The following is a 22242-nucleotide window of genomic DNA, read 5'->3' as shown; positions in this document are numbered from 1 at the left end:
GATCAGGCCGTGCCACCGGCCCCGGGGCGCTCACGTCCCGTCGAGGCGCGTGTCATGGAGCCGCTCGTCATCGAGGTGGGCCGCCAACTTCCGCAGTTCCCGGGCCTGTTGACCCCAGTTACGACACTCCGGACACACCCGCAGATGGGCGTCGAGCGCCCCCTCGGACACCTCCGGCGGGAGCTCCTCGCCGTCGATACGAGCGGAAAGGGCGATACGGAACGCTGCGCAGCTCACACCCTCATCGTCCCCGATGGTGTCCGCCGCATGACCGGAGGTGGCCGTGCCGGAGCGTGATGACGAGACCGTGACGGACTGGGCGCTCGCCGCGCGTGGTGGCGACCCCGATGCCGTCGACCGCTTCATCCGTGCCACCCAGCGCGATGTGTGGCGCTATGTGTCACGGCTGAGCGACCCGCAGTCGGCCGACGACCTCGTCCAGGAGACGTATCTACGCGCGCTGCGCGGTCTGCCGCGGTTCGAGGCGAGGTCCTCCGCGCGCACCTGGCTGCTGTCGATCGCCCGCCGCGCGGTCGTCGACCGGCTGCGCCGCAACGCGGCCCGCCCGCGGCTGTCGGACACCGACGACTGGCAGGCGGCGGCCGAACGCACCCAGAGCCGGGGGCTGCCGGTCGTCGGCTTCGACGAGGGTGTGGCGTTGACGCAACTGCTGGCGCTGCTGCCGTACGAGCGCCGCGAGGCGTTTGTGCTCACTCAGATGCTGGGCCTGCCGTACGCCGAGGCGGCCGTCGTCGCGGGCTGCCCGGTGGGCACGGTCCGCTCCCGCGTGGCCCGTGCCCGCGAGGCCCTGATCGGGCAACTGACGGCGCCGGACCAGCCCGACGCGGTCCCGTCGCCCCTGCCCGAACCCGTATTGGCGGGCACCGGGTAGGACATGCCCGGCCGGTCACGCGTGGCTCGCGTGACCGGCCGGGGCTGGGGCAGCAGCGCCTGGCGCCCGGTGGCGCGCGGTGCTGACGGCGCGTTGTGCGGGAGACGGCGGCATCGTCCGCGCGGCGGGCGGTCCGGTGCCCGGGGCGGGCGCCGCGCAGGTCTCGGCAATGCCGGTCTCGGCAATGCCGGTGTCAGCATGAATGCCGGTGCCGACAAGGGGGAGAGGCCGGTGCGGACCGCGCGGGTGCCGCACCGGCAAGAGTGATCACGGGTTGCCCGGCCGGACGACAACCGCCTCCACCCGCACCCGCCCGCTCTCGCGGAAGTGCAGGACCAACGGCACCCGGTCACCGGCCCGCAGCCGCCTCGGCGCGGGCCGGAGCATCACATCCAGCTCCTCCGCCGACATCCGCAGCGTGCTATGCGCGGCGATACGCGCCGAGGACACCATCCGCATCGAGCCCGCGCCACGCCGTACGACCCGGCGGCTGAGCATGGCGCGGTCGGCCGACGGCGTGGTGACCCGCAGGAGCTCGTCCGCCGCGCCGCCGGTATTGCGGAGGTCGAAGAAGGCGGCGGTGGCATCGGGGTTCGAGGGCAGCAGCACACGGGCGCGGGTGACCTCGACCTCGGCGGGGGAGCCCGCGGCACCGGCCGCGGTCCAGGCGACGAGCCCGGCGAGGGTGAGCACACACGCCACGACGGGCGCCAGCGCGGCGCGCAGCAGAGAAGTCATCACCGGCCGGACCTCTCCAGCGAGCCGCGTGCACCGGACGGCTCCCAGCCGCGCAACCGCAGGCTGTTGCCGACCACCACGACCGAACTCACGGACATCGCGGCGGCCGCCACCATCGGACCGAGCCGCCCGACGGCCGCCAGTGGCAAGGTGACGAGGTTGTAGCCGAACGCCCAGAGGAGATTGGCCCGTACGGTGCCCAGGGTGCGGCGGGCCAGTCGTACCGCGTCGGCGAGGGCGTGGATGTCCTCGCGCACCAGCGTCACATCGGCCGCGCCGATCGCCGCGTCGGTACCGCTGCCCATGGCGATGCCGAGGTCGGCGTGGGCGAGGGCGGCGGTGTCGTTCACACCGTCCCCGACAACCGCGACGCGGTGTCCGCGCGCCTGCAACTCCCGTACCAGTTCGGCCTTGCCCTCGGGCGTCATCCGGGCGTGCACCTCGTCGATGCCGAGTTGGCCGGCGGCGGAGCGGGCGGCGGCCTCGCTGTCGCCCGTGGCGAGGACGGGCCGCACCCCGAGTCGCTTGAGGTGGTCGACGGCGCGGTAGCCCCCGGAGCGCAGACCGTCCCCGAGCGCGACCACGGCCGTGTCCCGGCCGTCCACGCGCACCAGTACGGCGGTACGGCCGTCCCGTTCGGCGGTCCGGACGGCTTCGCCGAGCGGGTGCGGCAACGGCCGTCCGCCGTCGGCCGGGGTGGAACCGGCGGACGGCTTGTCCGCCGAGGATGTGTCCGCTGAAGCAGCCTCCGCCGAGACCGCGTTCGCCGGGTTCGTAGCGTGCGCCCGCCCCGTGGGGCGGGGCACGTTCTTCATGGCATCCGCCCGGGTCACCTCCACCCGGTGTCCTTCCACCACCCCCACGACGCCACGCCCCGCCGTGCCCGCGAAGTCCGTCACGGCGGGCAGCCCGGCGCCCGGCGCGAGCGCGGCACGGGCGTACGCGGCGAGCGCGCGGCCCACCGGATGTTCGGAGCCGTGTTCCACGGCGCCCGCCAGACGGATCACCTCTTCCTGACCGAGGCCGTCCGGGCGGGTCGTCACCTCGGCCACCTCCATCACACCGTGGGTCAGCGTGCCCGTCTTGTCGAGGACCACGATGTCCACCCGCCGCAGCCGCTCCAGCGCGCGCGGACCGCTGACCAGGATGCCCAGTTGGGCGCCGCGGCCGGTGGCGGCCAGCAGTGCGGTGGGGGTTGCCAGACCCAGCGCGCAGGGGCAGGCCACGACCAGGACGGCCACGGCCGCCGTGATGGCCGCCTCGGGGGCCGCGCCCGCGCCCAGCCAGAAGCCGAGCACGCTGACGGCGACCGCGAGTACGGCCGGTACGAAGACGGCGGCGATGGCGTCCGCGAGCCGCTGCGCGCGGGCCTTGCCGGACTGGGCCTCGGCCACCAGCCGGGTGATACGGGCCAGTTGGGTGTCGGCCCCGACCGCCCCGGCCCGCACCTCGAGCAGTCCGCCGGAGTTGACCGCGCCACCCACGACGGGCGACCCCGGAGCCACCTCGACCGGTGCGCTCTCGCCCGTCACCAGCGACAGATCGAGGGCCGAACCGCCCGCCGTCACCACACCGTCGGTGGCCACACGCTCCCCGGGACGTACCACGAACCGGTCGCCGACGCGCAACTCGCCGATGGGCACCCGGCGTTCGGGGGTGTCCCCGTCCGCCGCGAGGACGACGTCCTTGACGGTCATCGAGGCCAGGGCGCGCAGCGCGGAGCCGGTGCCGCGCCGGGCGCGCGCCTCCAGCAGCCGTCCGGTGAGGACGAACAGCGGGACACCGACGGCCGCCTCCAGATACACATGCGGTGTGCCGCCCGGAGCGCTCGGCAGCAGTGAGAACGGCATCCGCATCGACGGTTCCCCGGCGCCGCCGAGGAACAGGGCGTACGTGGACCACGAGAACGAGGCGAGGACGCCCAGCGAGACCAGCGTGTCCATCGTGGCCGCGCCGTGCCGCAGTCCGCGCAGCGCACGGGTGTGGAACGGCCAGGAGCTCCACACCACCACCGGGGCGGCCAGTACGAAGCACAGCCACTGCCAGTTGCGGAACTGGAGGGCCGGGACCATGGACAGCACCAGGACCGGCACCGAGAGCAGTGCGGTGACCAGTACGCGGTGCCGGTCGGCCGCGTCGTCCGCAGCCGCGGCCGTCTCCACGGCCGTCTCCGCGGCCGTCTCCGCGGCTGTCCCGTCCCGGCCGCGTTCCGTGGGCTTCTCCGTGGGCTTGTCAGGGGGCGGAACCGGATGGGCGGTGAATCCCGCGCCCTCTACGGCGGCCACCAGTTCGGCGGTCCGCACGGCGGCCGGGTGGATCACCCGGGCCCGTCCCGTGGCCAGGTTGACGCTCGCCTCGACACCCTCGACCCGGCCGAGCCGCTTCTCGACCCGGCGCACACACGCCGCACAGGTCATCCCGCTCACCACCAGCTCGGTGGTGACGACGGCGGCTCCGGTGGCCGCGGGGGCGCTCATCGGGCTTCCCCCATGCCGTGCATCCCGCCCATGTCACCGCTGTCCGCGGCACCGCCGTCGTGCCCCGTACCGCCGTCGCCCGGACCGGTTCCGGAACCGCCGCCGTCGTGCATTCCGGGGGCGACGGGGCCCACCGCCGCCCCGGCGGCGTACGCCGCGCCGAACATCGCGGCGAGCAGCAGGACGAAGGCGGTCAGGAGCACGAACGGACTGTGCTGACGTGGGGTCATCGCCGCATCGTGGCACGGCCGGAGCCGCCCCGGCCGCCCTCCGGGCCCCCGCCGCGGGGTGACATTCCTCCTGTGCGTTCCGGGGAACCGGAGCCCTCCCACGGACGACGCGGACGACGCGGTGTGCCTTACGGGCGGGGAGCCGCGGTCCGGCTCCCCGCCTCAAGAGTGGTGCGGACGGTCAGCTGATGGATTTGATCAGCTCACCGTTGGTGGTGTCTCCGCTGAGCTCCCAGAAGAAGGTGCCGCCCAGCCCCTGCTGCTGCTTGTAGGTCATCTTTCCGGCGATGGTGGCGGGGGTGTCATAGCTCCACCACTGGTTGCCGCAGTGGGCGTAGGCCGTACCCGCGACGGTGCCGTTGGCCGGGCAGGAGCTCTTGAGCACCTTGTAGTCCTCGATGCCCGCCTCGTAGGTGCCGGGGGCGGGACCGGTCGCGGTGCCACCGGGGGCGCTCTGGGTGACGCCCGTCCATCCGCGGCCGTAGAAGCCGATGCCCAGGAGCAGCTTGGAGGCCGGGACACCGAGCCCCTTGAGCTTCTTGATGGCGGCGTCGGTGTTGAAGCCCTGCTGCGGGATGCCGCTGTAGGAGGTGAGCGGGGAGTGCGGGGCGGTCGGGCCCTGAGCCGCCCAGGCGCCGAAGAAGTCGTAGGTCATCGGGTTGTACCAGTCGACGTACTGGGCGGCGCCCGCGTAGTCAGCGGCGTCGATCTTGCCGCCGGACGAGGCGTCCGCGGTGATGGCCGCGGTCACCAGGTTGTTCTGCCCGAACTTGGCGCGCAGCGCGGACATCAGCTTGGGGAAGGCGTCCTTGCCGCTGGTGTCACAGGTGTTGCCGCAGGCGTTGGGGTACTCCCAGTCGATGTCGATGCCGTCGAAGACATCGGCCCAGCGCGGGTCCTCGACCAGGTCGTAGCAGGACTGGGCGAACGCGGCGGGGTTCTTCGCGGCCTCGCCGAACCCGGCCGACCAGGTCCAGCCGCCGAAGGACCACAGCACCTTGAGGTCCGGGTGCAGCTTCTTGAGCTTGCGGAGCTGGTTGAAGTTGCCGCGCAGCGCACCCGCGTCCCAGGTGTCGGCCTTGCCGTCGACGCTGGTCCCCGCGTCGTATGCCTTGTCGTAGTCGGCGTAGGAATCGCCGATGGCGCATTTGCCGCCCGTGACGTTGCCGAAGGCGTAGTTGATGTGGGTCAGCTTGGCGGCCGAGCCCGAGGTCTCGATGTTCTTCACGTGGTAGTTGCGCTGGTATATGCCCCATTCGGTGAAGTAGCCGACGACCTTGTTTCCGGCGGCTTTCCCGGCGGCCTTTCCCGCGACTTTGTTTCCGGCGGCCTTTCCCGCGGCCTTGTTTCCGGCGGCCTGGGCGGCGGAGGTTCCGGCCGTGTCACGCTTGGTGGTGGAGCCCGCGTCGGCCACGGCCGAACCCGCGAGCAGGGTGGCGGCCAACACCGCCGTACAGAGCGCCGCGAGAGCGGCGAGCAGTCCGCGTGGTCTGAGCATGGAATCTCCTCGGTGGGGGGTGAGGGGAGAGTGGAGTGCCCGACGACCTGCAAAAATCTTGACATGCACGCGCAGGGCGCGGTGCTGAAACGGTAGAAGGACTAGACCAGTGGGGTCAATGGTCTGGGCCAATGCTCTTTCGGTGCCGCCGACGGCCCTGTCCCCGCGCCCAGCCCGGCACCTCGCCCGGCATGCCGTCCCGCACCCCGTCCGGGAAGCTGTCCGAGAAGGTGGCTGAAGATCGATCGACCGGTGACGGACCGCTGCCGATCGGGCATACTCCAACCGCCGCGGTGCAGGTCATCACCCGTTCGAGACCCGACGGGAACCGACCGGCCAGCGGTGACAACGGCGGCGCCGCCCCACCCCTGGCCGCCCGCCGCCGCCGCGCCCGACAGGGAGAGGAGAGCGCCGCCATGACCGACCACGGCCCGCAGCCGGTGGAACGCGAACTGCCCACCGAGGAGGCCCGCGATCTGATCGCGCTCGTACGTGAGCTGATCGACCGCGAGATCAGGCCCCATGCCGCCGAGGAGGAAGCGGCCGGCCGCTTCCCCCGCGAGCTGTTCACCCTGCTGTCCGAGTCCGGGCTGCTGGGGCTGGTCCACCCCGAGGAGTTCGGTGGCGGCGACCAGCCGTACGAGGTCTACCTCCAGGTGCTCGAGGAGCTGGCCGCGGCCCGGCTCACCGTCGGTCTCGGCGTCAGCGTGCACACCCTCGCCTGCCACGCCCTCGCCGCGTTCGGCAGCAAGCAGCAGCTGGCCGAGCATCTGCCCGCGATGCTGGGCGGCGGACTGCTCGGCGCGTACTGCCTGTCCGAGCCCTCCTCCGGCTCCGACGCCGCCGCCCTCACCACCCGCGCCACCCGCGACGGCGACACCTGGACGCTGGAGGGCACCAAGGCGTGGACCACCCACGGAGGCATCGCCGACTTCTACACGGTGCTCGCCCGCACCGGCCCCGAGCGCACCCGCGGGATCAGCGCCTTCCTCGTCCCCGGTGACGCCCCCGGGCTCAGTGCCGCCGCGCCCGAGCGCAAGATGGGCATGAACGGTTCGCCCACCGCGCAGATCCACTTCGACGGCGTACGGATCCCCGACGCACGCCGTATCGGTGACGAGGGCCAGGGCTTCGCCATCGCCCTGTCCGCCCTCGACGCGGGACGGCTGGGTATCGCGGCCTGTGCGACCGGCGTCGCCCAGGCCGCCCTGGACGAGGCGCTCGCGTACACCGCGCAGCGCCGCCAGTTCGACCGGCCGATAGCCGACTTCCAGGGGCTGCGCTTCATGCTGGCCGACATGGCGACCCAGATCGAGGCCGGACGCGCGCTCTATCTGACCGCCGCGCGGCTGCGGGACGCGGGCCGTCCGTTCTCCAAGCAGGCGGCCATGGCCAAGCTGTTCTGTACCGACACCGCGATGCGCGTCACCACCGACGCGGTCCAACTGCTCGGCGGATACGGCTACACGGCGGACTTCCCCGTGGAGCGCTACATGCGCGAGGCCAAGGTCCTTCAGATCGTGGAAGGCACCAACCAGATCCAGCGGGTCGTCATCGCCCGTGCCCTGGCGGGCCCGGAGAGCCGCTGAGCGGGTCGCGGGTCCGGGGGCGCGGCGACGCCGGGCCCCCGCCGCCGGCCGATGGGCGCGAGGTGCTGCGCGGGCAGTGTGCCCGGCCCGCTATACGCGGGGCGCCACGCCCCGCCGCAGGAACGGCATGCTGACCGGGCGCGACCCGGGGCCGCCGATGTGCGAGAACGGCTGCATACGCCAGTCCAGGCCCTCCGGCAGCGTCAGCAGCAGCGCCGCGTCCTGCTCCTGGGCGTCGAGCGACGCGTCGGCGGGGGAGGCGTCGGCCACCCCGCGCCCCGTACCGGCGCACACCGTGAGCCCGAACGGGTCCCACGGGGACGGGCACAGCGCGTGCTCCGGGAGGACGTCTTCGTCCGCGAGCAGGGCGATGGGCCGCGCGCAGTCCGGGCAGACGACCCGGAACATCTCGTAGGTCTCGGTCTCGTGGGATTCGATGTCGCCTTCGGCGAGGCGCTCAACGTAGGGCATGAGTTTCCCCCTCGGGTGGGCTGGCCAGGCGCTCCGGCCTCGACCACAGCAAGCATTTCCCGCACCGCCCGGGAGGTAATCTCCGCACTTCCGCGGACGCCCCCGACAGGATGTGGCGTTCGTCACACGCTCTGCTCGGCCGCGGGGGGCAAGGGCCGTCCGGTCCCTTGCTCCGGGCCGGTGCACCCGCTGTGCCGGAACGCCCGCGACCACATAAGGTGATCGACTGTGGAGGAGTTGGACAGACAAATCGTGGAGCTGCTCGTCAAGGACGGCCGGATGAGCTACACGGACCTGGGCAAGGCCACCGGCCTGTCCACCTCGGCCGTGCATCAGCGGGTCCGCCGCCTCGAGCAGCGTGGAGTGATCCGCGGCTATGCCGCCGTGGTGGACCCGGAGGCCGTGGGCTTGCCGCTGACCGCCTTCATCTCGGTCAAACCCTTCGACCCCAGCGCACCGGACGACATCTCCGAGCGGCTGGCCGAGGTGCCCGAGATCGAGGCGTGCCACAGTGTCGCGGGGGACGAGAACTACATCCTCAAGGTGCGGGTCGCCACGCCGTTGGAGCTGGAGCACTTGCTCAGCCGGATCCGCTCGCTGGCCGGCGTCTCCACCCGCACCACCGTGGTCCTCTCCACCCCCTACGAAGCGCGCCCGCCGCGCGTCTGACCCGCCCCGGGCGCGCGCCGCGCGCCCGACCCGACAGGACGCGCCCGACGCGCGTTATTCGAGAACCGATCCCACTTCGAGAACCGACCCCACGAGGCAGCCCGCCGTGAACGAGCCCACCCCTGACCGGACCGCCGAGGGCCGCACCGTGCTGCTGCGCGGCGGCGAGGTCCACAGCCCCGCCGATCCGTTCGCGACCGCGATGGTCGTCGAGCGGGGCGCCATCGCCTGGGTGGGCTCCGAGGGCGCCGCCGACAGCTTCGCCGATGGGGTCGACGAGGTGATCCAGCTGGACGGGGCGCTGGTGACGCCCGCGTTCACCGATGCGCATGTGCACACCACCGCCACCGGGCTCGCCCTCACCGGACTGGACCTCGCGGGCGCCCGTTCGCTCGCCGACGCCCTGGCGCGGGTCCGTGCCCACGCCGCCGCCCGCCCTGAGGACCGGGTGCTTCTCGGCCACGGCTGGGACGCCAGCGGCTGGCCCGAGGGCCGCCCGCCGACCCGGGCCGAGCTCGACGAGGCCGGCGGCGGCCGCCCCGTCTATCTGACCCGCGTCGATGTGCACTCCGCGGTCGTCACCACCGCCCTGCTCGATCTGGTGCCGGGCGTGTCCGGTCTGGCGGGCTACCACCCCGACGCGCCGCTGACCAGCGCCGCCCACCACGCCGTACGCGCCACCGCCCAGGCGAGCGTGACCGCGCGGCAGCGCGCCGACGCCCAGCGCGCCGCCCTCGCCCGCGCCGCCTCCCTGGGCATCGGCTCCCTCCACGAGTGCGCGGGCCCCGAGATCTCCGGCGAGGCCGACTTCACCGGACTGCTGAAGCTGGCCGCCGAGGAGCCGGGGCCGCGGGTGTTCGGCTACTGGGCCGAGGCCGCGGAGCGCGCCGCCGACCTGGAGAAGGTACGTGCCCTGGGCGCCCTCGGCGCCGCCGGTGACCTCTTCGTGGACGGCTCGCTCGGCTCCCACACCGCGTGTCTCCACCAGACCTACACCGACACATCGCACACCGGCACCGCCTATCTGGACCGGGCGGCCGTCGCCGCCCATGTCGCCGCCTGCACCGAGGCCGGGATGCAGGCCGGATTCCACGCCATCGGCGACGCCGCCGTCACCGACGTCGTCGAGGGCGTACGGGCCGCCGCCGAGCGGGTCGGACTGGCCAGGGTGCGCGCCGCCCGCCACCGCGTGGAACACGCCGAGATGATGACCCCCGAGACCATCGCGGCCTTCGCCGAACTCGGCCTCACCGCCTCCGTGCAGCCCGCCTTCGACGCCGCCTGGGGCGGCGAGGACGGTATGTACGCCCAGCGCCTGGGTGCTGAACGGGCCCGGACCCTCAACCCCTTCGCGGCCATGCTGCGTGCCGGAGTGCCCCTCGCGCTCGGTTCCGACAGTCCGGTCACCCCGCTCGATCCGTGGGGCACCGTGCGCGCCGCCGCCTTCCACCGCACCCCCGAGCACCGCGTGTCGGTCCGCGCCGCCTTCACCGCCCATACGCGCGGCGGCTGGCGCGCGATCGGCCGCGACGACGCGGGCGTTCTGGTGCCCGGCGCGCCCGCGGACTACGCGGTCTGGCGCGCCGGTGAGTTGGTCGTGCAGGTTCCCGACACGCGTGTCGCCGATTGGTCGACCGATCCGCGCTCGGGCACGCCCGGCCTCCCCGACCTCACCCCGGGCGGTCAACTGCCCGTGTGTGTGCGCACGGTGGTCGGCGGACGCGCCGTGCACCTCCGGCCGGACGAGTGACGCACGGGCGCCCCGTACCGCCGAACGATGTCCCCCCGGCCTGTCGCGGCATCTGAACACCGTCCGTACTGACCTGGTCATTTGAGGAAACGGCGCAGGTCATGCGGCTGTTGACAGGGTGCGGTCGGTGGCCGGTAGGTTCGGCCGAGTCCACCACTGGACGCCCGACCGGGGAATCTTCACGCAGTCGTCGAACGCCGCTGGGCCAGAGGGAGACGCACCGCACCGGTGCGCCACCACTGGGAGCCAGGTCCAGCGCACGGGGGCGAGGGAGGGATCGCCGGGTCGGCAGGTGCGACCCGGGAGGGGCCCGGACGCTCAGTAGACAACGGCTCTCGGTCGACCCGCAGCCAGCGGGTCCCAGGTCGGCCCGAAGGGCGTCGGGCCCCCATCCGCACGCGCACACGGCGGACCGCCCCCGGCCGCGGGGGCGGCGCCGCCGAGCCCCGGGAACCCCGGCCGTGGCCTAGGCCCTGGCCTGCCGATCTTCGCGGGCCCGCGACGCCTGGCACCGCGCCTCGCCGCGTTGTCGGGATCTTCCGAGTACGCCCAGTACGAGGACGACCCTCCTGCGATCCTCCCCCAGCTACCGCTGGGAGGTGCCCCCTCACCAGACGCCGCGGGCTGAGCCACGAAGATCGACAGGATAGGACCTAAGCGTTCCGTACCCCAGGAGCACATTTCGTACCTCGGGACCACTTCCGCGCGCCCGCGTTATACGGTCACCTCACCACAGCACGCATTGCAGGAAGGCCGCACCGTGCCCTCGGGTTCCGACACCACCGCCGAAGCCGCCTCGTCCGGCCCGGCCGCAGACCGACCGGGCGAGACGCCCAGTCCCGCCGCCGCGCCGCCCCCCGGCGACGGCGAGGCCGGAGTGCCCGTGCCCGCCGCCGGGGACCGGCCGGGCCGGTTCCGCCGTCTGGGGCGGCTGGCCCGCCGTGAGGCGGTCCGCAGCCTGCTCGCGGCCGTGAGCGGCCTTGCGCTCGGCTTCGCCTTCCCGCCGTTCGGCGTGTGGCCGCTGTCCCTGCTGGCGGTGGCCGCCCTGGCGCTGCTCACCCATGGCCGCACGGCCCGCCAGGGCGCCTGGACGGGCTTCGCCTTCGGGCTGCCGTTCTTCGTGCTGCTGCTGAAGTGGCTCAGCGTGGTCGGCTGGGACGCGGCGGTGGGGCTGTCGGTCATCGAGGCGGCCTTCATGGCGCTGCTGGGCGCCGGGCTCGCCCTGGTCTCCCGGCTTCCGGTGCCGGCCCTGTGGCCGCTGTGGACGTCCTGTCTGTGGGTCGCCGAGGAGTGGGCCCGCGACCGGACGCCGTTCGGGGGCTTCCCCTGGGGGCGGCTGGCCTTCGCCAACACCGGCTCGCCCTTCACCCCGCTCGCCGCGCTGGGCGGCGCCCCGCTGGTCACCTTCGGGGTGGCGCTGGCCGGTGGGCTGCTGGCCGCCGCGGCGCTCGCCCTGTGGCGGCTGCGCGGTGCCTTCTCCCCGCGTGCCGTGCTGCCCGCCGCTGCCTCCCTGGTGGTCGCCGGGGCGGTGACCGCGGCCGGGGCCGCGGTGCCCATCCCGACCGCCGCCGCGAAGTCGGTCGACATCGCGGTCGTCCAGGGCAATGTGCAGCAGCCCGGAATGGACTTCCTGGGCCGCCCGATGAAGATCCTCAACAACCATGTCGAGGCCACCCTCGCACTGGCCAAGGACGTCAAGGCCGGCCGGATGCAGAAGCCGGACCTGGTGATCTGGCCGGAAAACGCCTCCGACCTCGATCCTTTCCAGTACAGGGAGGCATACGCTCAGATCGACAAGGCCGTGAAGGCGATCGATGTCCCGGTGCTGGTCGGCGCCCTGGTGGACCACCCCACCAAGGAGGGCTATGTGGAGAACCAGGGCATCGTCTGGGACCCGAAGAAGGGCCCCGGCGCCTCGTACACCAAGCAGCACCCGGTGCCCTTCGGTGAGTACGTGCCCTTCCGCCAGCAGCTCAGCAAGGTCATCACCCGGCTCCAGCGGGTGCCCCGCGACTTCTACCCCGGTGACCACACCGGTGTGCTCCAGGTCGGCCCGGCCCGGCTCGGCGATGTGATCTGCTTCGAGGTGGCGTATGACGAGATCGTCCGCGACACGGTCAACGCGGGGGCCCGCGCGATCGTCGTACAGACCAACAACGCCACCTACGGCCGCAGCGGACAGCCCGATCAGCAGCTGGTCATGTCCCGGCTGCGGGCCATCGAGCACGGCCGTCCGGTGATCACGGCGGCCACGAGCGGGATCAGTGCCGTGGTCTCCCCGGATGGCACGATCGAGCAGCGGACGAAAGAATTCACGCAAGATGTGCTCACCGCGCGCATCCCGTTGCGTGACGGCAAGACCCTCGCCGACCGCGTCGGTGCGACCCCGGAGTGGGTGCTCGCTATGGTGGGCCTTCTGTCCTGCGCGGCCGCGATCATGATTGGCCGTCGGGGACGTACGGACGAGAAGGGGCAGTAGCCGTGAGCGACGCACGCGAGGCCGACGAGCCGCGAAACAAGGCCGACGAGCCGCGCACCGAGGCGGATGAACCGCGTACCGAGGCCGATGAGCCGCGTACCGGGGCGGAGGAACAGGTCACCGAGGCCGAGGAGCGGCCGGGTACCGGGGACGTGGCCGTGGAGCCGCGCCGCACCCCCCAGGACGACGGCGGCCGCCGGAAGTACGGCCCGCTCGGCAGCACCTTGGTGATCATCCCGACCTACAACGAGGCGGAGAACATCAAGCCCATCGTCGCCCGGGTCCGTGAGTCCGTGCCCGACGCGCACATCCTCGTCGCCGACGACAACAGCCCGGACGGCACCGGCAAGGTCGCCGATGAACTCGCGGCCGAGGACGACCATGTGCGGGTGCTGCACCGCAAGGGCAAGGAGGGCCTGGGCGCCGCCTATCTGGCCGGGTTCCGCTGGGGCATCGAGCACGGCTACGGCGTCCTGGTGGAGATGGACGCCGACGGCTCCCACCAGCCCGAGGAACTGCCCCGGCTGCTCACCGCGCTCAAGGGCGCCGACCTGGTCATCGGCTCGCGCTGGGTGCCGGGCGGGCGGATCGTCAACTGGCCCAAGTCGCGCGAGTTCATCTCCCGCGGCGGCAGCACCTACTCCCGTCTGCTGCTCGACGTACCCATCCGCGACATGACCGCCGGTTTCCGCGCCTTCCGCAAGGAGACCCTGGAGGGCCTCGGCATGGAGGAGGTCGCCTCCCAGGGCTACTGCTTCCAGATCGACCTGGCCTGGCGAGCGGTCAAGGCGGGTTTCCATGTCATCGAGGTCCCGGTCACCTTCATCGAACGCGAGCGCGGCGAGAGCAAGATGAGCAAGGACATCGTCACCGAGGCGGCGTGGCGGGTGATGACTTGGGGCGTGACCACCCGGGTCAACAAGCTGCTGGGCCGCAAGAACGCCTAGGTCCTGTCCTGTCGATCTTCGTGGCTCGGCCCGCGGCGTCTGGTGAGGGGGCACCTCCCAGCGGTAGTTGGGGGAGGATCGCAGGAGGGTCGTCCTCGTACTGGGCGTACTCGGAGGATCCCGACAACGCGGCGAGGTGCGGTGCCAGGCGTCGCGGGCCCGCGAAGATCGGCAGGACAGGGCCTACGCGCTCTGCGGGAAGTGCCGCGAGGTGCCGTCGTTCGTCTGCGGCCGCGTCGTGGTCGGCTGCGCCCACGCGGCGGAGCCGCACATCGCCACAGCCCCGCGCCCCTTCGGGGCGCACCCGAACCGCACCGGACTTCAGCGAGTCCGCTCAGCCACCGCCTGCCCCTACCGCTCGGAGTAGTCCCACGGGCATCCGGCCGCCCCGTCCCCGAGACTTGAGGCGGAAGGAGGCGGAACATGCCTAAAACGACCATGAAGAGCAGCAAGAGCACATCGCGCCGGTCGATGCCCCGCCGGGGCACCAAGTCCGGCACGATGGAGTCGCAGACCAAGGAAGAGCTCTACCGCAAGGCCAAGAAGGCCGGTATCGAGGGCAGGTCGCAGATGTCGAAGAGCGAGCTCATCTCGGCACTGCGGCATCGCTGACCCGGCCGCGGGCGGTTCCCCTGCCCCTGCCCCCCGCCCGTGGGAGGGGCGGGGGGCAGGGGACCATCCATGTCGTGGCGTCCGCTGTCGTGGCGTCCACCGGGATCCCGGAGGGATCTTCGGCCCCGGGACCCGAGTTCCCCGGGGGGCCGGGCACACTGGAGGGCATGACGACCGGCGCATCGCAGCAGAGCGACCCGACCCGCCCGAAGCGCTCGCGCGCCCGCACCTTCGTCCCGCTGGGGGTCGCCGCCTGGCTGGTGCTGGAGATCTGGCTGCTGACCGTGGTGGCGGACGCCGCGGGCGGGCTGACCGTCTTCCTGCTGCTGGTGGCGGGAGTGGTGGTGGGCGCGGCCGTGGTCAAGCGCGGCGGGCGCCGGGCCTGGCAGAGCCTGACCCAGTCCATGCAGCCCGGCGCCGACCCGTCGAAGCCCGCGGCGCGGCCCGGGTCCTCGTTCACGATGCTGGGCGGGCTGCTGCTGATGATGCCGGGGCTGCTCTCCGACGTGGCCGCGCTGGTGTGTCTGTTCCCGCCGACCCGGGCGCTGCTGCGGCGCCGCGCGGAGGGGGCGCTCTCGCGCCGGATGGGGTACGTCCCGGGGGCGCCCGGAGATCCGTTCCGCCAGGACCGTCAGGGCCGGGAGCGGCCGGGCCAGGGCGGCCAGGGCGGCACGGTCATCCAGGGCGAAGTGATCCGCGACGAGGAGCGTGCCGGCAGCCCCGACGCCGCTCGTGACGGCAGCCGCGACACCATCCGGGGTGAGATCCGGGGCGACGAGGGCGGTCCGCACTCCGCGCGGCGCGACTGAGGCGCACCAGACTGCGGCACACCAAGGGGTTTGTGGACGCACGAGGGCCGGGGCCACCGCTCGGCGGTGGCCCCGGCCCTCGTGCGTCAGTGCTTCCGCAGGTCTGCGGGTCAAGCAGACTTGCGCGTATCCCGCGGATGCACGGCGATGTTCATGGCGCCGGAGCGCAGGACCGCCAGCCGCTCGGCCAGCACCTCCTCCAGCTCCTCGCGGGTGCGCCGCTCCATGAGCATGTCCCAGTGCGTGCGCGCGGGCTTGCCCTTCTTCTCCTCAGGACCGTCGCCGTCCACCAGGAGTGCCATGGCGCCGCACGCCTTGCACTCCCACTCCGGCGGGATCTCCGCCTCTACCGAGAACGGCATCTCGAATCGATGTCCGTTCTGGCATGCGTACTCCACCGCCTGGCGCGGGGCCAGATCGATGCCGCGGTCGGTCTCGTAGCTGGTCACCACGAGTCGCGTGCCGCGGAGAGCTCGCTCACTCATGAATCGTGCCTCCCGGGCTTGTCGCCCACAGGACAGGTGTCGCTGTCGTCGTCATCCGGTCAACGTCCGGTCGGCGGTGAAGATTCCCGTGTTGGGACATGCGTCGCCCGTCGTGCCGCCCCGTTGTTCTACCCACAGGCGCCCGGTTTGTCACATCTGGCAGCAGATGTCACCCAGCGTTTCTGGTACTTTAGCGCGCAGTAACGGTCCGCCTGGTGGGCCAAGGGCGTACACTACCGCTCCACTGCCTCGACCTCGAAATCAGGTCCCCGTTCTGTCCGGGATCCGACCCTCGGCGCTGCCCCGTGCGACCACCTCGCAGCACTCCGTGCCCGGGGTGGGGATCGCGAAGAGCCGCAGGAAGAACTGTGACAGCGGCCCGATGGCCAGCGCGAAGAGTACCGTGCCCGCGCCCACGGACCCGCCCAGCGCGAACCCCGTCACCAGCACCGCCACCTCGATCCCGGTCCGCACCAGACGGACCGAACGGCCGGTGCGTTTGTGCAGTCCGGTCATCAGCCCGTCCCGCGGCCCCGGTCCGAAGCGCGCCGAGATGTACAGCCCGGTGGCCGCGCCGCACAGCACGATCGAGAACACCAGCAGCGGAATGCGCACCGCCAGTGCCTCGGGGGTGGGTACCAGCCACAGCGTGGCGTCCGCCGCCGGTCCGATCACCAGCACATTGGACACCGTCCCCAGTCCGGGCCGCTGCCGCAGCGGTATCCACAGCAGCAGGACGGCGGCGCCCACGACGATCGTCACCGTGCCGAACGAGAGCGGGATCCGCTTGGCGATGCCCTGGTGGAGGACGTCCCACGGGTCGAGGCCGAGCGAGGCCCGCAACTGGAGCCCCATCGACACGCCGTACAGCGCGAGCCCGATGTAGAGCTGAACGAGACGGCGGACGAGGCGGCGCCCCGGTGGATCTGAGGGCAACGCGTCCTCGTTCTTCCTTTTCATGCCTCTTCCTTCATGGGTCGTCCCGCCCTGGTTGCGGTGGGCGGTGGCATGACACTCTGTGGTCCGGAGCCAGTCCGGTTCCATGGCCAATCCGGGAAAGGTGGACCGCTTGCGATGAGTCCGTGGACCTCCGCGGTGGGGGCACCGCAACTGGCGCGGCTGCTCGGATCACAGCACACCCGCGAACATGTGCCCGCGGGCGCGACCGCCTCCCTCAACGGCGGCCGCAGGGTGCCCGCCTACCGCGCCCTGGCCGGCGGGGTGCGGCTGCTCATCCTGGAGGGCCGGGTTCCGGTCGCCGCCCGGCTCCCCGCCGAGCGCGAACTGGCCGCCGCGCTCGCGGTCAGCCGTACCACCGTGGCCACCGCCTACGAGGCACTGCGCGGTGAAGGGTTCCTGGAGTCGCGGCGCGGCGCCGGGAGTTGGACCGCGATGCCCGCCGGGAGCCCGCTGCCCACCCGGGGGCTCGACCCGCTGCCGCCGGAGGACGCCGCCTCCGTGATCGACCTCGGCTGTGCCGCGCTGCCCGCCCCCGAGCCCTGGCTCACCCGCGCCATGCGCGGCGCCCTGGACGATCTCCCGCCCCACGCCGGCACCCACGGCGACTACCCCGCCGGGCTGCCCGCCCTGCGCCAGGCGCTCGCCGACCGCTACACCGCGCGCGGCATCCCGACCATGCCCGAGCAGATCATGGTCACCACCGGTGCCATGGGCGCGGTGGCCGCCGCCTCCCGGCTGCTGGTACGCCCCGGTGAGCGGGTCGCCGTCGAATCCCCGTCGTACGCCAACATCCTCCAGCTGATGCGGGAGGCGGGCACCCGGCTCGTCCCCGTCGCGATGGCCGACCGGCTCGGCGGCTGGGACATCCCGTCCTGGCGCCAGGTGCTGAGCGCCGCCGCGCCCCGTATGGCCTATGTGGTCGCCGACTTCCACAACCCCACCGGCGCGCTCGCGACCGAGGAGCAGCGCCGCCGGCTGGTGGACGCCGCCCGGTCGGCGGGGACCGTGCTGGTCGCCGACGAGTCCATGGCCGAACTGTGCCTCGACGAGGACGTGGAACTGCCGCCTCCGCTCTGTGCCTTCGACCCCGCGGGCAGCACCGTGATCACCGTCGGCTCGGCGAGCAAGAGCTTCTGGGCCGGGCTGCGCATCGGATGGGTGCGTGCCACTCCCGAGGTGATCCGCAGTCTCGTCGCCGCCCGCGCCTACGCCGATCTGAGCACCCCCGTCATCGAACAGCTCGCCGTCACCTGGCTGCTGAACACCGGCGGCTGGGAAGAGGCCGTCGCGGTCCGCCGCGAGCTGGCGCGCGGCCACCGCGACGCGCTGGTCGGCGCCCTGCGCCGGCACCTCCCCGACTGGGAGTTCACCGTGCCGCACGGCGGGCTCGCGCTGTGGGTCCGCACCGGCGGCCTCTCCGGGTCGCGGATCGCGGAGGCGGGCGAACGGCTGGGGGTACGGGTGCCGTCCGGGCCGCGGTTCGGGGTGGATGGGGCCTTCGAGGGCTATGTGCGGCTGCCGTTCACCGTCGGCGGCGCGGTCGCCGAGCAGGCCGCCACCCGGCTGGCCGCCGCGGCCGAACTGGTCGCCACCGGCGCCGTCACCGAGGCCGAGGCCCCGCGGACGTACGTCGCCTGAGCCCGGGGCGTCGGCCGCTGTCACGCCCCGGCGACGGCTCAGGCGCCGGACGGAGCCGAGGTCCGGGGCTGTTCCACCGGCGGGACCTCCGGCCGCGGCAGCAGCCTGAGCACCGCCTGCCGCTGTGCCTCGCTCGTCGCGTCGTCGTACGGATCCGGGGTGGCGGGCACCTGGAGCCGGTGCACCGGGCCGGTGCCGAGCCGGGCGTAACCGCGGCCCGCTGGCATCTCCTGGGTGGGCGTGGTGTGCGGGGGGATACCGAGGACTGCGGCGGCCTGGTCGAACGAGGCCGGGCCCAGCACCACCCGGGCCCGGGTGTGGGTCCGTACGGCCTCGGAGAGCCCGTCGGCCGCGTCGAGCTGGTCGGCCACCACGACCCGTACGTTCGCCGCCCGGCCGTACCGCAGCGGTACGGCCAGCAGCTCCTGTGGATCGGGGCGGCCGTCGGCGGCGGCCAGATGGCTGAGCACCGACGGGCGGTCCAGCAGGATCCACAGTGGACGCTGGATGTCGTCCGGCAGCGGATGGCCCAGCTGCCGTGCGCGGTTGGCGGCGATCAGCCGCCGCTCGGTCTCGTGCCCCGCCCACTCCAGCGTCGCCAGCGTCCCCGCAAGACCGCACTCCACCGCCAGCACGCCGGCCCGTCCGCCCAGACACGCGTACTCGCTGGTGCCGCTGCCGTCCACCACCAGGACGTCCCCGTGGTGCAGTGCCTGGAGCGCGATGGAGCGCAGCAGGGTCGTGGTGCCGCTGCCGGGCTGGCCCAGCGCAAGCAGATGCGGTTCGGTGGAGCGCGGTCCGGTGCGCCAGACCACCGGCGGGACATCGCGGGTCGCGGGCGCGGCGGGCGTGCCGCCGCCCCGGCCGCCCCCGGAGCCGCTGCCGCCGTCCACGGCCGGGCTCGCACCGCCCTCACCGGTGGCCGCACCTTCGCCTTCGAGCACCGGAAGGGTGCGCTGCACGGACGAGTCGTCGGTGAAGCCGAGCACGGTCTCGCCGGGGGTGGTGACAAAGCGCTGGGCGCAGATCGTGGTGGACAGCGGGGGCAGCACCGTCAGGGTCAGCCGGTTGGCCTCCTCGTCCCATGCGAAGAGGTACTCCCGGCCGCGTCCGGACTTGGCGTGCAGCAGCTGCTCGATCCGGGCCCGGGAGCCGGGCTCGGCGTCGGTGAAGTACGCGGGGTAGCGCAACTGGAGCCGGGACAGCCGCCCGCCCTCGTCGAACGCGTAGGACTCGAAGGCGCTCTCCCAGTCCCCGCCGTGGGCGTACAGCGGACTGGGGTCCTCCGGTGCCGAGAAGTACGGCACCAGCGCCTCGTAGAGGGTGCGCAGCCGCTCGGTACCGTCCGGGCCGAGGCCACCGCCCGGGGCGGCGGTGGCGCGCTCCCGGCCCGCCCAGCACGCCCCTCCCAACACGCAGACCACCGCCACCAGCGGCCCGTACGGCAGCAGGAAGACGCCGAGCACGGCCGCTGCCGCGAGGAACAGCGCGGGGCCGCGGCGCTCGCCCGGCAGCTCCACCCACGTCCGCCGCACGGCGGAGGCCATCACCCGCAGCCCCCGGGTGAGCGCGATCAGCGGGTGGAGCACATCGGCGGCGCTGTCGGCCGCCGTGCGGGCGAAGTCGCGGCCGCGCAGCAGCGGGGCCGGGGCACTGCCGAGACGGAGTCGGGGGAGCGGTCGCCGAGTCACGTCAGATCTTGATTCCGCCCAGCAGGCTGGCCAGGCTCGCGCCGCCCGCCTTGATGCTCGGGGCGATCGCGGTGCTCGCCAGATAGAAGCCGAAGAGGGCGCAGACGACGGCGTGGGACCCCTTGAGGCCGTCCTTGCGGAAGAACACGAAGACGACGATGCCGAGCAGTACGACACCGGAAATGGAGAGGATCATCACGGTCTCCTGGCTGGTGGGGGACGGTCACCATGAGTGGTTCCAGGCTCACAGCATGTATCCATCTAGGGAAAGGTGCAAATGGGTGGATTATCGGTGTAATCATCACAATGGGTGTGCAGTGGGGTGTGCAGTGGGGTTCCATGGCGGGCCGGTACGGCTCCGGCGCGGGGTCCGCTCCGGAGCCCCGCCCTCCTTAGGGTGTACGTGATCAGGGTGTACGTGATCGCGTAGAAGTGATCACGTACACGGACAAGGACACGTACACGGACAAGCCGGAAGCCGAGCCGGAGGCGAGACGCCATGAGCGAACCGAACCCCGAGACCGAGCCCGCCCACGACCCTGAGGTGCTGCAACTGGCCGCCAAGGTCTTCGACCTGGCCCGGCACGGCGACACGGACACCCTCGCCGCCTACGTGGACGCGGGCGTCCCGGCCAACCTCACCAACGACAAGGGCGATTCACTGCTCATGCTGGCGGCCTACTACGGCCACCCCGCGGCCGTATCGGCCCTGCTGGAGCGCGGCGCCGACCCCAACCGGGTCAATGAGCGGGGGCAGACCCCCATCGCCGGGGCCGCCTTCAAGGGTGAGGAGGAGGTGCTGCGGGTGCTGCTGGCCGGCGGCGCCGATCCACGGGCCGGGTCGCCCTCGGCGGTCGAGACGGCGCGGATGTTCGGGCGGGAGGACCTGCTCACCCTGTTCGGGGCGCCGGAGTGACCCCCGGTCCTCCGGGGCCCGGGGCCGGTAGATTCGGGCCGGGGGAAGGAGCCCGATGGCCGAGAACCGGTGGACCGTACATGACCTGAGGCGCGGCAACCGCTCGACGCTGCTGCGCGCACTGTACTTCCGGGGTCCGGTGAGCCGTCGGGAACTGGGGGCGCTCACCGGGCTCAGCGCGGGCTCGGTCAGCAATGTTGTCGCCGAGTTGTGCGCCGACGGACTGGTGGAGGACGCCGGTTCGGTGGACTCCGACGGCGGGCGCCCCCGGACGCTGCTGCGGGTCGCCCCCGGCAGCGGCCACCTCATCGGGGTCGACGTCGGTGAAACCCACGTCCGGGTGGAGCTGTTCGACCTCGGGTTGACCGAACTCGCCCGATGGGAGCATCCGCTGCTCCCTCATCGCTATGAGATCGGACCGATCGTCGATCACATCCTGACCGGACTCGAGATGGTCCTGACCAAGGCCGAGGTGGCGCCGGAAGCGGTCATCGGCGTGGGGGTCGGAGTGCCCGGCATCGTCGAGCGGGGGCCCGAGGCCGTTGTCCACGGCCAGACGTTCGGCTGGGAGGCGGTGCCGTTGGAGCGGCTGCTGCGTGCGGGCACCGCGCTGCCGCTGTTCGTCGACAACGGTGCTACGGCGCAGGGCCAGGCCGAGATGTGGTTCGGTGCCGGGCGCGGTGCGGACACCGCGGTGATCGCGCTGATCGGCTCGGGCGTCGGCGCGAGCATCGTGACCGGCGGGGCGCCGTACCGCGGTGCCACCAGCAGCGCGGGGGAGTGGGGCCACACCGTTGTCCAGGTCGGCGGGCGCACCTGCCGGTGCGGGGCGGTCGGCTGCCTGGAGGCGTACATCGGCGCACAGGCGGTGCTGGACCGGTACCGGGACAGAGGTCGGTGCGGCGGCGGTATCGCGCCGGCCGGGAGCTCCGGCGACGACCGCGGGTCCAGCGCCGCCCCGGTGCCCGCCGCCGGACAGCAGGAGGCGTTCGCCGCGCTGCTGCGGGCCGCCGACGGAACCGACCCCCGGGCGCGCGAGGCACTGGAGGAGACCGTCGGCTACCTCGGCGCGGGCATCGCCGACCTGATCAACCTCTTCAATCCCGAGCGGATCATCCTCGGCGGCTGGGCCGGACTGCTGCTGGGCGCCCACGCCCTCCCCCTGATCCGGGAGGCCACCGCCTCCTATGCCCTGCGCCGCCCGCTGGCCCGGACCGAGATCGAGCCGGCCGCGCTCGGGCCGGATGGCGTGGCGCTGGGTGCGGCCACCCTTCCGCTGGCCCACTTCCTCGCCACCGGTGGGGACGTCTGACGTTCCGCTGGTTCGGTGGGTTCGACTTCTGTCCGTTTCAAGGGAGTTGAGGCCCGTGTCGTCTCAAGTTCTTTGAAAC

At 72.8% G+C, this 22242-nt stretch carries 21 protein-coding genes; 11 read left to right on the top strand and 10 right to left on the bottom strand.

Translation table 11 applies throughout. The features are described 5' to 3' along the window. Nucleotides 1-30: 30 nt before the first annotated feature. The gene (locus AC4BEG_RS04815; RefSeq protein WP_490704669.1) at nt 31-237 is read right to left on the bottom strand and encodes a zf-HC2 domain-containing protein; all 207 of its coding nucleotides are present in this window, start codon (nt 235-237) and stop codon (nt 31-33) included. Between the two features lie 46 nt (nt 238-283). On the opposite strand from AC4BEG_RS04815, the gene AC4BEG_RS04810 reads away from it, so the two are divergent. Then, entirely contained in the window at nt 284-892 is a 609-nt protein-coding gene (locus AC4BEG_RS04810; protein ID WP_490704668.1) for a sigma-70 family RNA polymerase sigma factor, read from the top strand. A 267-nt stretch (nt 893-1159) separates the two neighbouring features. Here the strand turns inward: AC4BEG_RS04810 and AC4BEG_RS04805 are convergent, their stop codons facing one another. From AC4BEG_RS04805 to AC4BEG_RS04790, 4 genes are all read right to left on the bottom strand, one after another. Further along, nucleotides 1160-1630 carry a copper chaperone PCu(A)C gene (locus AC4BEG_RS04805; RefSeq protein ID WP_490704667.1) on the bottom strand — a complete coding sequence of 157 codons (471 nt, stop codon included), beginning with the start codon at nt 1628-1630 and terminating at the stop codon, nt 1160-1162. Then, nucleotides 1630-4107, bottom strand: a complete 2478-nt coding sequence (locus AC4BEG_RS04800; RefSeq protein ID WP_490704666.1) for a heavy metal translocating P-type ATPase — start codon at nt 4105-4107, stop codon at nt 1630-1632. The genes AC4BEG_RS04805 and AC4BEG_RS04800 overlap by 1 nt, the downstream gene beginning before the upstream one ends. Beyond that, nucleotides 4104-4337, bottom strand: a complete 234-nt coding sequence (locus AC4BEG_RS04795; protein WP_490704665.1) for a hypothetical protein — start codon at nt 4335-4337, stop codon at nt 4104-4106. Before AC4BEG_RS04795 ends, AC4BEG_RS04800 begins: the two co-directional genes overlap by 4 nt. 181 nt (nt 4338-4518) lie before the next feature. Further along, nucleotides 4519-5835 (bottom strand): glycoside hydrolase family 18 protein, encoded by a 1317-nt coding sequence (locus AC4BEG_RS04790; protein ID WP_490704664.1) that lies wholly within the window; start codon nt 5833-5835, stop codon nt 4519-4521. A gap of 416 nt (nt 5836-6251) precedes the next feature. Here AC4BEG_RS04790 and AC4BEG_RS04785 point away from each other — a divergent pair, with 416 nt between their 5' ends. After that, nucleotides 6252-7424 carry an acyl-CoA dehydrogenase family protein gene (locus AC4BEG_RS04785; protein WP_490704663.1) on the top strand — a complete coding sequence of 391 codons (1173 nt, stop codon included), beginning with the start codon at nt 6252-6254 and terminating at the stop codon, nt 7422-7424. A 90-nt stretch (nt 7425-7514) separates the two neighbouring features. Here AC4BEG_RS04785 and AC4BEG_RS04780 read toward each other — a convergent pair whose 3' ends face one another. Next, nucleotides 7515-7895 (bottom strand): hypothetical protein, encoded by a 381-nt coding sequence (locus AC4BEG_RS04780; protein ID WP_490704662.1) that lies wholly within the window; start codon nt 7893-7895, stop codon nt 7515-7517. Nucleotides 7896-8123: 228 nt separating this feature from the next. Between AC4BEG_RS04780 and AC4BEG_RS04775 the strand changes: the two genes are divergently transcribed. The 6 genes from AC4BEG_RS04775 (at nt 8124) to fxsA (ending at nt 15161) form a co-directional block, all read left to right on the top strand. After that, entirely contained in the window at nt 8124-8564 is a 441-nt protein-coding gene (locus AC4BEG_RS04775; protein ID WP_020866923.1) for an Lrp/AsnC family transcriptional regulator, read from the top strand. A 106-nt stretch (nt 8565-8670) separates the two neighbouring features. Beyond that, the gene (locus tag AC4BEG_RS04770; protein ID WP_490704661.1) at nt 8671-10314 is read left to right on the top strand and encodes an amidohydrolase; all 1644 of its coding nucleotides are present in this window, start codon (nt 8671-8673) and stop codon (nt 10312-10314) included. 760 nt (nt 10315-11074) lie between these two features. Beyond that, nucleotides 11075-12793 (top strand): apolipoprotein N-acyltransferase, encoded by a 1719-nt coding sequence (gene lnt, locus AC4BEG_RS04765; RefSeq protein WP_490704660.1) that lies wholly within the window; start codon nt 11075-11077, stop codon nt 12791-12793. A gap of 2 nt (nt 12794-12795) precedes the next feature. Further along, complete coding sequence (locus tag AC4BEG_RS04760) at nt 12796-13740, top strand: polyprenol monophosphomannose synthase (RefSeq protein ID WP_490704659.1); 945 nt, start codon at nt 12796-12798, stop codon at nt 13738-13740. Between the two features lie 423 nt (nt 13741-14163). Next, nucleotides 14164-14352, top strand: coding sequence for a Rho termination factor N-terminal domain-containing protein (locus tag AC4BEG_RS04755; RefSeq protein WP_490704658.1), 189 nt, complete (start codon nt 14164-14166; stop codon nt 14350-14352). A 167-nt stretch (nt 14353-14519) separates the two neighbouring features. Then, nucleotides 14520-15161, top strand: a complete 642-nt coding sequence (gene fxsA / locus AC4BEG_RS04750) for an FxsA family membrane protein (RefSeq protein ID WP_490704657.1) — start codon at nt 14520-14522, stop codon at nt 15159-15161. Nucleotides 15162-15271: 110 nt separating this feature from the next. On the opposite strand, the gene AC4BEG_RS04745 is transcribed toward fxsA, so the two are convergent. Both AC4BEG_RS04745 and yczE read right to left on the bottom strand, forming a co-directional pair. Continuing rightward, nucleotides 15272-15646: an RNA polymerase-binding protein RbpA gene (locus AC4BEG_RS04745; protein WP_014056358.1), complete on the bottom strand. Its 375-nt coding sequence runs from the start codon at nt 15644-15646 to the stop codon at nt 15272-15274. A gap of 261 nt (nt 15647-15907) precedes the next feature. Next, nucleotides 15908-16606, bottom strand: a complete 699-nt coding sequence (gene yczE, locus AC4BEG_RS04740; RefSeq protein WP_490704656.1) for a membrane protein YczE — start codon at nt 16604-16606, stop codon at nt 15908-15910. 114 nt (nt 16607-16720) lie between these two features. On the opposite strand from yczE, the gene AC4BEG_RS04735 reads away from it, so the two are divergent. Then, nucleotides 16721-18244: an SCO1417 family PLP biosynthesis transcription factor gene (locus AC4BEG_RS04735; RefSeq protein ID WP_490704655.1), complete on the top strand. Its 1524-nt coding sequence runs from the start codon at nt 16721-16723 to the stop codon at nt 18242-18244. 38 nt (nt 18245-18282) lie between these two features. On the opposite strand, the gene AC4BEG_RS04730 is transcribed toward AC4BEG_RS04735, so the two are convergent. Next, entirely contained in the window at nt 18283-19935 is a 1653-nt protein-coding gene (locus AC4BEG_RS04730; protein ID WP_490704654.1) for a hypothetical protein, read from the bottom strand. Nucleotide 19936: 1 nt separating this feature from the next. Beyond that, nucleotides 19937-20131, bottom strand: coding sequence for a hypothetical protein (locus AC4BEG_RS04725; RefSeq protein ID WP_176179613.1), 195 nt, complete (start codon nt 20129-20131; stop codon nt 19937-19939). Between the two features lie 303 nt (nt 20132-20434). Here AC4BEG_RS04725 and AC4BEG_RS04720 point away from each other — a divergent pair, with 303 nt between their 5' ends. Together AC4BEG_RS04720 and AC4BEG_RS04715 are read left to right on the top strand one after the other, a co-directional pair. Then, nucleotides 20435-20851, top strand: a complete 417-nt coding sequence (locus AC4BEG_RS04720) for an ankyrin repeat domain-containing protein (RefSeq protein WP_490704653.1) — start codon at nt 20435-20437, stop codon at nt 20849-20851. Nucleotides 20852-20906: 55 nt separating this feature from the next. Next, on the top strand, nt 20907-22163 hold the full coding sequence (locus AC4BEG_RS04715) for an ROK family transcriptional regulator (protein ID WP_490704652.1): 1257 nt from the start codon (nt 20907-20909) through the stop codon (nt 22161-22163). Nucleotides 22164-22242 lie beyond the last annotated feature (79 nt).

Source organism: Streptomyces sp. JLBJ103 (genome assembly GCF_058215575.1).
This window is presented reverse-complemented; position numbering and strand designations above follow the sequence as displayed.

Bases quoted from the DNA above. Each gene is read 5' to 3' on its own strand.
- AC4BEG_RS04805 (WP_490704667.1), bottom strand. From the start codon at position 1,630: ATGACTTCTCTGCTGCGCGCCGCGCTGGCGCCCGTCGTGGCGTGTGTG.
- AC4BEG_RS04800 (WP_490704666.1), bottom strand. From the start codon at position 4,107: ATGAGCGCCCCCGCGGCCACCGGAGCCGCCGTCGTCACCACCGAGCTG.
- AC4BEG_RS04795 (WP_490704665.1), bottom strand. From the start codon at position 4,337: ATGACCCCACGTCAGCACAGTCCGTTCGTGCTCCTGACCGCCTTCGTC.
- AC4BEG_RS04790 (WP_490704664.1), bottom strand. From the start codon at position 5,835: ATGCTCAGACCACGCGGACTGCTCGCCGCTCTCGCGGCGCTCTGTACG.
- AC4BEG_RS04785 (WP_490704663.1), top strand. From the start codon at position 6,252: ATGACCGACCACGGCCCGCAGCCGGTGGAACGCGAACTGCCCACCGAG.
- AC4BEG_RS04780 (WP_490704662.1), bottom strand. From the start codon at position 7,895: ATGCCCTACGTTGAGCGCCTCGCCGAAGGCGACATCGAATCCCACGAG.
- AC4BEG_RS04755 (WP_490704658.1), top strand. From the start codon at position 14,164: ATGCCTAAAACGACCATGAAGAGCAGCAAGAGCACATCGCGCCGGTCG.
- fxsA (WP_490704657.1), top strand. From the start codon at position 14,520: ATGACGACCGGCGCATCGCAGCAGAGCGACCCGACCCGCCCGAAGCGC.
- AC4BEG_RS04745 (WP_014056358.1), bottom strand. From the start codon at position 15,646: ATGAGTGAGCGAGCTCTCCGCGGCACGCGACTCGTGGTGACCAGCTAC.
- yczE (WP_490704656.1), bottom strand. From the start codon at position 16,606: ATGAAAAGGAAGAACGAGGACGCGTTGCCCTCAGATCCACCGGGGCGC.
- AC4BEG_RS04735 (WP_490704655.1), top strand. From the start codon at position 16,721: ATGAGTCCGTGGACCTCCGCGGTGGGGGCACCGCAACTGGCGCGGCTG.
- AC4BEG_RS04725 (WP_176179613.1), bottom strand. From the start codon at position 20,131: ATGATCCTCTCCATTTCCGGTGTCGTACTGCTCGGCATCGTCGTCTTC.
- AC4BEG_RS04720 (WP_490704653.1), top strand. From the start codon at position 20,435: ATGAGCGAACCGAACCCCGAGACCGAGCCCGCCCACGACCCTGAGGTG.
- AC4BEG_RS04715 (WP_490704652.1), top strand. From the start codon at position 20,907: ATGGCCGAGAACCGGTGGACCGTACATGACCTGAGGCGCGGCAACCGC.